The organism is Pseudomonas sp. BN415 (genome assembly GCF_029871195.1).
GTDB classification, from domain to species: domain Bacteria; phylum Pseudomonadota; class Gammaproteobacteria; order Pseudomonadales; family Pseudomonadaceae; genus Metapseudomonas; species Metapseudomonas resinovorans.
Window position 1 is genome coordinate 17,911 of sequence record NZ_SSOK01000067.1, and the last position, 10,469, is coordinate 28,379.

11 protein-coding genes and 2 pseudogenes are annotated in these 10,469 nt (G+C 65.4%); 3 read left to right on the forward strand and 10 right to left on the reverse strand.

The features are described 5' to 3' along the window. Window positions 1-11: 11 nt before the first annotated feature. The 3 genes from E8F20_RS25315 to E8F20_RS25325 are packed head-to-tail and all read right to left on the reverse strand — an operon-like array spanning window position 12 to window position 2,552. Window positions 12-920, reverse strand: a complete 909-nt coding sequence (locus E8F20_RS25315) for an acetaldehyde dehydrogenase (acetylating) (protein ID WP_280286202.1) — start codon at window positions 918-920, stop codon at window positions 12-14. A gap of 16 nt (window positions 921-936) precedes the next feature. Continuing rightward, complete coding sequence (locus tag E8F20_RS25320; protein WP_280286203.1) at window positions 937-1,728, reverse strand: fumarylacetoacetate hydrolase family protein; 792 nt, start codon at window positions 1,726-1,728, stop codon at window positions 937-939. Continuing rightward, a complete protein-coding gene (locus E8F20_RS25325; RefSeq protein ID WP_280286204.1) occupies window positions 1,725-2,552 on the reverse strand; it encodes an alpha/beta fold hydrolase in 828 nt (275 codons plus the stop codon). Before E8F20_RS25325 ends, E8F20_RS25320 begins: the two co-directional genes overlap by 4 nt. Before the next feature lie 310 nt (window positions 2,553-2,862). Here E8F20_RS25325 and E8F20_RS25330 point away from each other — a divergent pair, with 310 nt between their 5' ends. Next, window positions 2,863-3,636 carry an SDR family oxidoreductase gene (locus E8F20_RS25330; RefSeq protein ID WP_280286205.1) on the forward strand — a complete coding sequence of 258 codons (774 nt, stop codon included), beginning with the start codon at window positions 2,863-2,865 and terminating at the stop codon, window positions 3,634-3,636. A gap of 78 nt (window positions 3,637-3,714) precedes the next feature. Here the strand turns inward: E8F20_RS25330 and E8F20_RS25335 are convergent, their stop codons facing one another. The 7 genes from E8F20_RS25335 to E8F20_RS25365 all read right to left on the reverse strand — a co-directional run bounded on the left by E8F20_RS25335 (window position 3,715) and on the right by E8F20_RS25365 (window position 9,508). Then, a complete protein-coding gene (locus E8F20_RS25335; protein ID WP_280286206.1) occupies window positions 3,715-4,158 on the reverse strand; it encodes a nuclear transport factor 2 family protein in 444 nt (147 codons plus the stop codon). Beyond that, entirely contained in the window at window positions 4,155-4,544 is a 390-nt protein-coding gene (locus E8F20_RS25340) for a nuclear transport factor 2 family protein (protein WP_280286207.1), read from the reverse strand. Before E8F20_RS25340 ends, E8F20_RS25335 begins: the two co-directional genes overlap by 4 nt. 10 nt (window positions 4,545-4,554) lie before the next feature. After that, on the reverse strand, window positions 4,555-5,757 hold the full coding sequence (locus E8F20_RS25345) for an acetyl-CoA C-acyltransferase (protein ID WP_280286208.1): 1,203 nt from the start codon (window positions 5,755-5,757) through the stop codon (window positions 4,555-4,557). A gap of 151 nt (window positions 5,758-5,908) precedes the next feature. Continuing rightward, window positions 5,909-6,367 carry a MaoC family dehydratase gene (locus E8F20_RS25350; protein WP_280286209.1) on the reverse strand — a complete coding sequence of 153 codons (459 nt, stop codon included), beginning with the start codon at window positions 6,365-6,367 and terminating at the stop codon, window positions 5,909-5,911. 2 nt (window positions 6,368-6,369) lie between these two features. Next, window positions 6,370-7,152, reverse strand: a complete 783-nt coding sequence (locus E8F20_RS25355) for an SDR family oxidoreductase (RefSeq protein WP_280286210.1) — start codon at window positions 7,150-7,152, stop codon at window positions 6,370-6,372. Window positions 7,153-7,166: 14 nt separating this feature from the next. Then, window positions 7,167-8,354: an acyl-CoA dehydrogenase family protein gene (locus E8F20_RS25360; protein ID WP_280286211.1), complete on the reverse strand. Its 1,188-nt coding sequence runs from the start codon at window positions 8,352-8,354 to the stop codon at window positions 7,167-7,169. Next, window positions 8,351-9,508: an acyl-CoA dehydrogenase family protein gene (locus E8F20_RS25365; protein WP_280286212.1), complete on the reverse strand. Its 1,158-nt coding sequence runs from the start codon at window positions 9,506-9,508 to the stop codon at window positions 8,351-8,353. Before E8F20_RS25365 ends, E8F20_RS25360 begins: the two co-directional genes overlap by 4 nt. Window positions 9,509-9,781: 273 nt before the next feature. Here E8F20_RS25365 and E8F20_RS25370 point away from each other — a divergent pair. After that, window positions 9,782-9,901, forward strand: a pseudogene (locus tag E8F20_RS25370) (alpha/beta hydrolase); the annotation flags it as partial. 319 nt (window positions 9,902-10,220) lie between these two features. Next, window positions 10,221-10,469: pseudogene (locus E8F20_RS25375) on the forward strand (hypothetical protein); the annotation flags it as partial.

The window sequence follows — 10,469 nt, forward strand, 5'->3', positions numbered from 1 at the left end:
GGTATCTCCACTCAACGGACGGGCAGTTGCAGGGCGCCCTTGTGGGCTTCTTCGGCGAACATCTCGGCGGTGCGCAGGCCGGCGGCGGTCATGATGTCCAGGTTGCCGGCGGACTTGGGCAGGAAGTCGCCCAGGCCTTCGACCTCGATGAAGATCGACACCTTGCGACCGTCGAACACCGGGCCGTTGATCAGCTTGTAGCCCGGCACGTAGCGCTGCACTTCCTTGACCATGTGCAGCACCGAGGTGCGAATTTCCGCCTGGTTCGGCTCGCCTTCGGTGAGGCAATGGATGGTGTCGCGCATCATCAAGGGCGGCTCGGCCGGGTTGATGACGATGATCGCCTTGCCGCGCTTCGCCCCGCCGATCTTCTCCACGGCACCGGCGGTGGTGCGGGTGAATTCGTCGATGTTCTGCCGGGTACCCGGCCCCACCGAGCGGGACGACACCGTAGCGACGATTTCGCCGTACTCCACCGGCTGCACGCGGGAAACCGCCGCCACCATGGGAATGGTGGCCTGACCGCCGCAGGTCACCATGTTGACGTTGAGCGCCAGCTTCTCGGCGTGCTCCTTGAGGTTGACCGGCGGCACGCAGTAAGGGCCGATGGCTGCCGGGGTGAGATCGACCATGATCACGCCCAGCTCATTGAGCTTGCGGCTGTTCTCGGCATGCACATAGGCCGAGGTGGCGTCGAAGGCAATACGGATGTCGTCGTCCAGCACGTGCGGCAGCAGGCCGTCGACACCCTCGGCCGTGGTTTTCAGGCCGAACTCGGCGGCGCGCTTGAGCCCCTCCGAGGTCGGGTCCACGCCCACCATCCACACCGGTTCGATCCATTCCGAGCGACGCATCTTGATCAGCAGGTCGGTCCCGATATTGCCCGGCCCGATAATGGCCGCCTTGAGTTTCTTGCTCATCACCACTCCCCCGGAGTCAGGCACAGAAGGACAACCGGGCACTGCCCAGGCCGTCGATGGTCAGTTCGAATCGGTCACCAGCTCGCGCCGGCTCCAGTGGTACCAGCGAGCCGGAGAGGATGATCTCGCCGGCCAGGAAGGGGATGCCCAGTTCACCCAAGGTGTTGGCCAGCCAGGCCACCGCCGTGAGCGGGTTGCCCTGTACGGCCGAGCCCAGCCCTTCGCTGATCTGCACACCGTTCTTGAACACAGTCATGCGCAGGTTGGGCAGGTCCAGTTCACGCGGGTCCACCTGCTCGCGACCGAGGACAAAGACCCCGCACGAGGCGTTGTCGGCGACGGTGTCCTGGATGCGGATCTTCCAGTCGTGGATGCGCGAGTCGACGATCTCGAAACAGGGCATCACGCATTCGGTGGCGTCCAGCACATCCTGCTCGGTCACGCCTGGCCCCTTGAGGTCACGCTTCAGCTTGAAGGCGATTTCGCCTTCGGCGCGCGGCTGGATCAGGCGGTTGGCGGACAGGGAAATCTCCGCGCCATGGTCGAACCCCATATCGCGGGTGATGAAGCCAAAGTCCGGCTGGTGCACATCGAGCATCCGCTGTACAGCGGCAGAGGTGACGCCGATCTTCTTGCCGACGATGGCATCACCCGCCGCCACCCGACGCTCGATGGCGTGCAGGGAAATGCGGTAGGCGTCGTCGATGGTGATCGCCGGCCAGCGGTGGGTCAGGGGCTCCAGGGTGCGCCCGTCCTGCAGGGCCTGGTAGAGCTCTTCGCCGTACTGGCGATGCAGTGCGTCGCTCATGGCCGGCCCTCCGCGAGGAAGTCCAGACAGGTACGGTTGAACAGTTCGCGGTGCTCCACCATCACCCAGTGGCCGCATTCGCTGAGCATCACGAAACGAATGTTGCGACAGGATTCGAGCATGGTCTGGGCGCCAGAAGACGGGCAGAACTTGTCGTTCATGCCCCAGAAACCGAGGATCGGGCAGGACAGCTCGGAAAGGCGCGCCGCCATGTTCGGCACCTGCATGGTGCTGAGCACGCAGCGCGGCTGCTGCTGCACCACGGCGACCCGCTCGTTGACGGTCTCGTCGCTGATCAGCGAGGCATCGTATAGCTGCAGGCCGAGCAGGCGACGCATGCCATCGGCATCGTTCAGCTCGCCATTGGCGAAAGCCGCGCCCATTTTCTGGATGCCTTCCATCTGCAGGTAGTACTGCTCCTTCTCCATCAACCCGCCGGGAGCCATCAGCACCAGGCGACTGACGCGCTTGGGCGCATCCAGCGCCAGCTTGATGGCGATGGCGCCCCCCAGGGAGTTACCCACCAGCACGCAGCGCTGAATGTCCAGGGCGTCCAGCAGGCCGGTCAGGGCATTGACGAAAAAGTCCAGGCTGTAGGTGGTTTCCGGTTTGTCGGAAGCGCCGTAGCCCGGCAGGTCGGGCACTATCACCCGGTAGCCGAAGCTGGCGAAGGTCGGGTAATTCTGCTTGAAGTTGCTATGGCCGCTGGCGCCGGGGCCACTGCCGTGGATGAACACCACCGGCTCGCCCTCGCCCGCTTCGATGTAGTGCAGTCGCAGGCCATCCGGCAGCGTGACGAAACGCCCTTGCGGTAGCGCGCCCATGGGACTCTCCTCGGCTTGTTGTTTGGCCGGATTATTCGGCGCGCCCCGGTGGGCAACATCGTCCGAGAGGACTAGCAACCCATGCAGTGATCCCGCTTTTCTGTGGGGGCGAATTCATTCGCTATGCAGGCCGCAGGTCTGCCCGACGGGGCGACAAGGGGCAGCTGCGCTGCCCTAAGCGAATGAATTCGCCCCCACAAGGAGTGCCCCCACAGGGTCGGTACCGCGCATTACCCTAGTCCTCCCGGACGTAGGCGCCCCGCCCCGCTCACCCTAGCCTCTGCCTATCGACATTTCAGAGGAAACGACCATGGGTGATGCATTGGATTTCAGCGGCAAGGTGGTGTTGGTAACCGGCGGCGGCAAGGGTGTGGGCCGGGGCATCAGCCTGCGCTTTCTGGAGCAAGGCGCCGAGGTGGTGATCTGCGGGCGCAACGCCCCGGAAAGCCTGCCATCACACCACGGACGCAACGCGCACTTCCTACCCTGCGACGTGCGCGACCTGGAGCAGTTGCAAGCCATGCTCGACAGCATCGTGGAACGCTTCGGCCGCCTCGACGTGCTGGTGAACAACGCCGGTGGCGCCCCCCATGCCGAGGCGGCCACGGCCTCGCCGCGCTTCTCCGAATCCATCATCCGCCTCAACCTGCTGGCCCCGCTCAACCTCTGCCAGCTGGCCAATCGGGTGATGCAGGCGCAGTCGGAAGGCGGCGCCATCATCAACATCTGCAGCGTCAGCGCCACTCGCCCCTCCCCGGGCACCGCCGCCTATGGCGCGGCCAAGGCCGGGCTGCTCAACCTCACCCGCTCGCTCGCCGTGGAATGGGCGCCGAAGGTACGGGTGAACGCGGTGACCGCCGGGCTGATCCTCACCGAGCAGGCCGACCTGCACTACGGCGATGCCGAAGGCGTGGCCCGCGTGGCGGCGGGCATACCCCTGCAACGCATGGCCAGCCCCGAGGACATCGGCGACACCTGCCTGTACCTCGCCTCACCGCTGGCCAGCTATGTGAGCGGCGCGGATATCTGTGTGCATGGTGGCGGGGAGAAGCCGGCGTTTCTGGACGCGGCGGGGGTGAATTGAGGGGCTGATGGGTATCGCAAGCTCCACCCATCCTACGGACAGACTTCGTAGGATTGCGGTGGAGCGGAGCGATACCCATCAAGTGGTAGCGGCGGACTCCACCATCGAATGCGCCCTGAACACCGTCTCGACGATCTTCCAGGCGCCATCGATGCACCGATAGCGGTCCTGGTAGAACCCGCCCAGCTGCCGCGTGGCGCCGGTTTCAGCGTCGAGGTAGAAGTAGTACAGCGCCCAGCGCCCCACCGCCTCTTCCTCGCCCACCAGCGCGATCTCCGGATTGGCGCCGTGGTGCAGGTCGATCACCCGCGCGTTGCAGGCCAGGGACTGGTACAGCGCGACAAAGCTGTCGCGATCCCGGAAGGTCCCCACGGGGCCGTAGTCGATGGCGACTTCACCCTCGGCAAAGCACGCGCGGATCGCCTCCACGTCCTTCAGGTCGCAGGCGTTGAGGTAGCGGTGCTTGAGCTGGCGGATGGCCTCGATTGCCTCCAGCCGCGCCAGGCGCTGCTCCAGGTTCATGGCTGCTCCCGTGGCACCAGGTTGGCCTCGCCCCAGAAGGCCTTCATGGACACGATGCGACCCTCGGCGTCGAACTCCATCACGTCGATCACCTGGATGGAACAGGCGCGGCCGTTCCAGTCCAGGTCAACGCAGAAGGGAACCGCGCCGCTGCCGGCGTGGCTGGCGGACACCGGCCCGGTTCGCCGGGCGCGGGCGTTGGCCTTGCCCAGGCCCTCGCGGTAGAAGCGGTCGATGGCGTCGATGCCCACATGCAGCGGGCTGCCCACCGGGTCTTCCACCGTGGCGTTGTCGGCGTACAGCGCGCGGATGCCGTCGATATCGCAGGCATCCACCAGCTCGATGTAGCGAGCCATGGTCTGTTGAACCTGTTGCGGACTGATCATTGCGTTCTCCTCATGCCACTTCGAACAGAGCGGCGGCACCCATGCCGCCACCGATGCACATGCTCACCACCACGTAGCGCAGGCCACGGCGCTTACCCTCGATCAGCGCATGGCCGACCATGCGCGCGCCGGACATGCCGAACGGATGGCCGATGGCGATGGCGCCGCCATTCACGTTCAGGCGCTCGTCGGGAATCCCCAGGGTGTCGCGGCAATGGATCACCTGGCAGGCGAAGGCCTCGTTCAGCTCCCACAGGCCGATGTGGTCCATGGAAAGGCCGTGGCGCTTGAGCAGCTTGGGAATGGCGAACACCGGACCGATGCCCATTTCGTCGGCATCGCAACCGGCCACCGCCAGGCCACGGTAAAAGCCCAGGGGCTCCAGGCCACGGCGTTCGGCCTGTTGCGCGCTCATCAGCACCGAGGCACTGGCGCCATCGGAAAGTTGCGAGGCGTTGCCGGCGGTGATGAAGCGCCCAGCACCGGTCCACTGCCCGCCCTGCCAGACCGGTTCCAGGGTGCTCAAGCTCTCCCGGGTGGTGTCCGCGCGGTTGCACTCGTCGCGGCCCAGGGTCACGGTTTCGTGGCGGCTTTCGCCGGTGGCTTTGTCCATCACCAGCTTGCGCACGGCCAGCGGCGCCAGTTCGGCGTCGAACCGGCCGGCGCCCTGGGCCAGGGCGGTGCGCAGCTGGCTCTGGTAGCTGTACTCGTCCTGCGCCTCTCGGGAAATGCCATAACGCTCGGCAACGATTTCTGCCGTCTCGATCATCGGGATATAGGCGCGTGGGTCCTGCGCCAGTACCGCCTCGGACTGGTTGCGGTAGCTGTTCTTGTGCTTGTTCTGCACCAGCGAGATGGACTCCAGGCCACCGGCGACGGCGATGTCGATTTCATCGCACATGATGCTCTTGGCGGCCAGGGCGATGCTCATCAGCCCCGAGGAGCACTGGCGCTCCACCGCCATGCCCGACACGCTGGCCGGCAACCCGGCGGCGGTCGCACAGAGGCGGCCGAGGTTGTAGGCCTGGGTGCCCTGCTGGGCGGCGGCGCCCATGATCACATCGTCCACTTCGCCCGGCTCGACGCCCGCGCGCTGCAGCGCCTCGCGCACCACATGGCCGCCCATCAGCGGCGCCTCGGTGTCGTTGAAGGCACCACGGAAGGCTTTACCGATGGGCGTGCGGGCGGTGGATACGATTACGGCTTCTTTCATTGCGTTGTCCTCGAAATTCGTTGGCCGGCCATGGCTTCTTTGTGGGGGCGAATTCATTCGCTATGCAGACCGAAGGTCTGCCCTGTAAGGCCTGAAGGGGGCAGCTGCGCTGCCCTTTAGCGAATGAATTCGCCCCACAGGGAAAGCGGGATCAGGCCGGGTAATACCGACTGATGGTGTCCACCACGCAGCCCGGCCGCTCTTCGCCCTCGATCTCCACGCTGACGCGAATGGTGGCCTGGATGCCGCCCTTCACTTCTTCGGCCGCGACCAGCTGGGCGCTGCCGCGTACGCGGCTGCCGGCGCGGACGACGTTGGGGAAGCGCACCTTCTCGCAGCCGTAGTTCACGCCCATGGAGATGCCGCGCACCTCGACTATCTGCGGCAGGAACAGGTTGACCAGGGCCAGGGTCAGGTAGCCGTGGGCGATGCAGGCCCCGAAGGGGCCACCGGCAGCGCGCACCGGGTCGACGTGGATCCATTGGTGGTCGCCGGTGGCTTCGGCGAACTGGTCGATGCGCGACTGCTCCACACTCAGCCAGTCGCTGTGGCCCAGCTGTTCGCCAATGCGCTCCAGCAGGGCCACCGGAGTATCGAAGATCGTTGCCATGCTCAGGCCCTCTGGCTGGAAACCGACAACACTTCGCCGGTCATGTAGGAGCTGTAGTCACTGGCCAGGAACATCATCACGTTGGCCACTTCCCAGACTTCCGCGGCGCGGCCGAAAGCTTCGCGAGAGGCGAGCTGGTCCAGCAGTTCCTTGGGCGCGGACTTCTTCAGGAAATCGTGCAGGGCGATGCTCGGGCTCACCGCGTTGATGCGGATGCCGTGCTCGGCCGCTTCCACCGCTGCGCAGCGGGTCAGGGCCATGACACCGGCCTTGGCGGCGGCATAGTGGCTTTGTTCCCTCTGCGCGCGCCAGCCGAGCACCGAGGCGTTGTTGACGATCACGCCGCGTTGGCGCTCGATCATCTTCGGCAGCATGGCGCGGGTCATGCGCATGGTGCCGGTGAGCGTCACGTCGAGGACGCGGTGCCATTCCTCGTCGCTCATCTCGACCAACAACCGCGAACCGCCCAGGCCGGCGTTGTTGATCAGCACATCGACGCCGTCCAGGTCGCGTTCGGCGGCAGCCACCAGGGCCTGCACCTGCTCCTCGGACGTGACGTTGCATTCGCGGGTGTAGACCCGGTCCAGCCCGGTGACCTCGCGGATCTTCAGTGCCGCTTCCTGCAGGCGGCCTTCATGGATGTCGCTGATCATCAGCGCCCGGCAGCCTTCCTCGGCAGCGCGCAGGGCGGCGGAAAAGCCGATGCCGGCCCCCGCGGCGGCGGTGATCAGCACCGACTTGCCGCGCAGCAGGCCATGGCCGGGAACGTAGGTTGGAGTACTCATGCAAGGTCCTCGGATCAGGCGCGCACGCGCGGCTCGCGGGGCATGCCCAGCGCGCGTTCAGCGATGATGTTGCGTTGGATTTCGTTGGTGCCGCCGTAGATGGTGTCGGAGCGGCTGAAGAGGAACATCGATTGCAGGCGCCCCAACTGGTAGGGGCCGCCCTCCAGCAGTTCGGCGTCCGGGCCGAGCACGTCCATAGCCAGCTTGCCGAGGGCGACGTGCCAATTGGACCAGCACAATTTGTAGATCATCGCCTCGCGGCGCAGCGAACCGTCCTGGGCGCCGGAGAGCATGCGCAGGGAGTTGTAGCGCAGGATGCGCAGTCCGCTCCAGGCGTCGGCGATACGCTGGCGCAGCAGCGGGTCGCGGGCCGCGCCGTTTGCGCGGGCGATGCGGATGATTTCCTCCAGTTCGTTCTGGAACAGCATCTGCTGGCCAAGGGTGGAGACGCCGCGCTCGAAGCCCAGCAGGGCCATGGCGATCTTCCAGCCATCGCCCGGGGCGCCGAGGATGTTACTGGCGTCGGTGACGGCCTCGTCGAAGAACACCTCGTTGAATTCCGAGGTGCCGGTGAGCTGCTCGATGGGCCGCACCGTAACGCCAGACTGGTGCATCGGCACCAGCAGGAAGGACAGCCCCTGGTGCCCGACACTGCCCGGCTCGGTGCGGGCGATGACGAAGCACCATTCGGATTCGTGCGCCAGCGAGGTCCAGACCTTCTGGCCGCTGATGCGCCATTGGCCGCTCTCCAGCACCGCGCGGGTCTTCACGTTCGCAAGGTCGGAGCCGGCCCCCGGCTCCGAGTAACCCTGGCACCAGAACTCGGTGCCGGCGACGATGCCCGGCAGCAGGCGGCGTTGCTGTTCTTCGGTACCGAAGGCAGCGATGGTGGGCCCGGCCAGGCCTTCGCCGATGTGCCCCATGCGGCCGGGGCCACCGGCACGGGCGTACTCCTCGTGGAAGATCACCTGCTGGCTGATGGATAGGCCGCGTCCGCCATGCTCCGGCGCCCAGCCCACACAGGTCCAGCCGCCTTCGGCCAGCTTGCGCTCCCAGGCTTTGCGTTCTTCGGGAAAGCTGTGCTCGTCCCCCGGGCCACCGCGAAAGCGCAGGACCTCGAACTCGCCGCGCAGATTGTCGGCAAGCCAGCCGGCCACGTCACGGCGGAAGCATTCATCCGCCTCACTGAAACTGATCTTCATGCGATCTCCCCCAGAAGGGCCGCGGCAATCCGCTCCCGGTGCCAGGACGGCGCGCCGAACAGGGCTTCACTGGCCCGGGCGCGCTTGAAGTAAAGGTGCGGGTCGTACTCCCAGGTGAAGCCGACGCCGCCATGCAACTGGATGGACTCCGCCGCACAGTGGAAGAAGGCTTCCGAGCAACGCGACTTGGCCAGGGCGGCGGCCAGGGGCAGCTCAGCAGCGACACCCTTGTCACCATTCGGGGCCAGGGCTTCCTCGGCCACGCAGGCGGCGTAGAGTGCCGCCGAACGCGCGCACTCCACTTCCAGCATCATGTCGGCGGCGCGGTGCTTGATGGCCTGGAAGCTGGCGATGGAACGACCGAACTGTTGACGCTCGGCGGTGTAGGCCAGCGTCAGGTCCAGGGCTTGCTGGGCGCCGCCGGTCTGCTCGGCGGCCAGGGCCACGCAGGCCAGTTGCAGGATCTTCTCCAGCAGCTCACCGCCCTGCCCCGGCTCACCCAACTGGGCATCGGCGCCGACGAAGACCTGACTGAGCTCCACCTCGGCCAGCTTGCGGGTCTGGTCCAGGGTCGGGATAAGGCGGCAGCGGACGCCAGGCGTGTCGGCGGGTACAGCGAACAGGCAGACACCCTGCCGACCGCGCGCGGCCACTATCAGCAGGCCCGCGCTGTGGCCGTCCACCACCTGGCGCAGGCAGCCGTCGATCACGACTCCGCTGCCCTCGACGCGATAGCTTGCCTGCACCGCATCGCGGCCATTGAGGTTGTTGCTGGCATAGGCCAGGGTGGCGGTCAGGCTGCCATCGGCCAGTTGCGGCAGCCAACGGGCCTTCTGTTCCTCACTGCCACCCAGCAACAACGCCGGGGTTGCCAGGCAGGCACTGGCGAAGAACGGCGAACAGAACAACCGGCGACCCATTTGCTCAAGCAGGATGGCCAGCTCGACGAAGCCCAGTCCGAGGCCGCCATATTGTTCGGGGATATGAATGGCCGGCCAGACCATCTCGTTGCACAGTCGCCGCCAGAGGTCCGGGTCATGGCCCAGCTCGGTGGCCATGGCCGCCCGCACGGCGGCGGAATCGGAAACGTCCGCGAGAAAGCTCTCGGCGGACTCGCGGATCATCTCCTGCTCATCGCTGAACGCGAATTCCATAAGGCTGCCTTTTTGTGATTCCTGGGGCTGGCAAGGAGTCTGGCGACTTGCGCCGGGCGGGGAATCGTCCGGATGGACGACGAAGGGAAAGGCCGTTGTGGCGAGGTAAATGTGTAGGGCGTAGCGAACCCCAACGCGGGGCCAGAAAGTAATGACGACTTGCTGGCTTGCACGGTGGGTATACCCCTAGGCGGGGCATTTATTGACGTGCGAAGAGACGGGTTGGCTCGATCTGGTGGCGTGGCCTGAGATTGTCTCGGCAGACGGCTATCGGCCAAGCGCTTCACCGGCAAGTACGAGTACCGGCTGATCTCCGGCGGCATCGGCCACAACCTGCCTCAGGAAGATCCGCAGGCCTTCACCAAGGCCGTCATCGACGCCGACAACCCCTGAAACGCAGACAGGTCAAGCTCGTTGCCACCGGCGCGCCGGGTGGCGGCGAGGGCCTCGATTCAGCAGACGCTCATAAAATGAGCAAATTCACCCTGAATTCATCTAGAAAATTGATTATTCCAGCTAACGGAAAAAGCCCTTCCACTTAACGCGAATGCGCCCTTATAACGCACATAAGTAATTGTTTTTAATTGGAATAAATGAACCATCAATAGCGTCGATGGTAACCATTACTCAGCATCACTTCTTCATCGAAACCGCATCAGTAACATGGGCCCCGTAGACGAATTCCAACCCCCTTCCAACCAAGGTGACCAAAATGAAAAAGCAAATCTTCGCCAGCCTGTTCATCGCCAGCCTGTCCGCCTCCGCTTTTGCACTGTCGGTTGCCGAGGGTGGTGCCGACCGCACTTCCATCCACCGCGTTGCCGAAGGTGGCGCTGACCGCACCAGCATCCACCGTGTCGCAGAGAATGGCTCCGACCGCTCCCAGTCCCTGCGTGTGGCTGAAGGTGGTTCCGACCGTACCAAGGCCTTCGATGTTGCCGAGAATGGTTCCGAGCGCTCC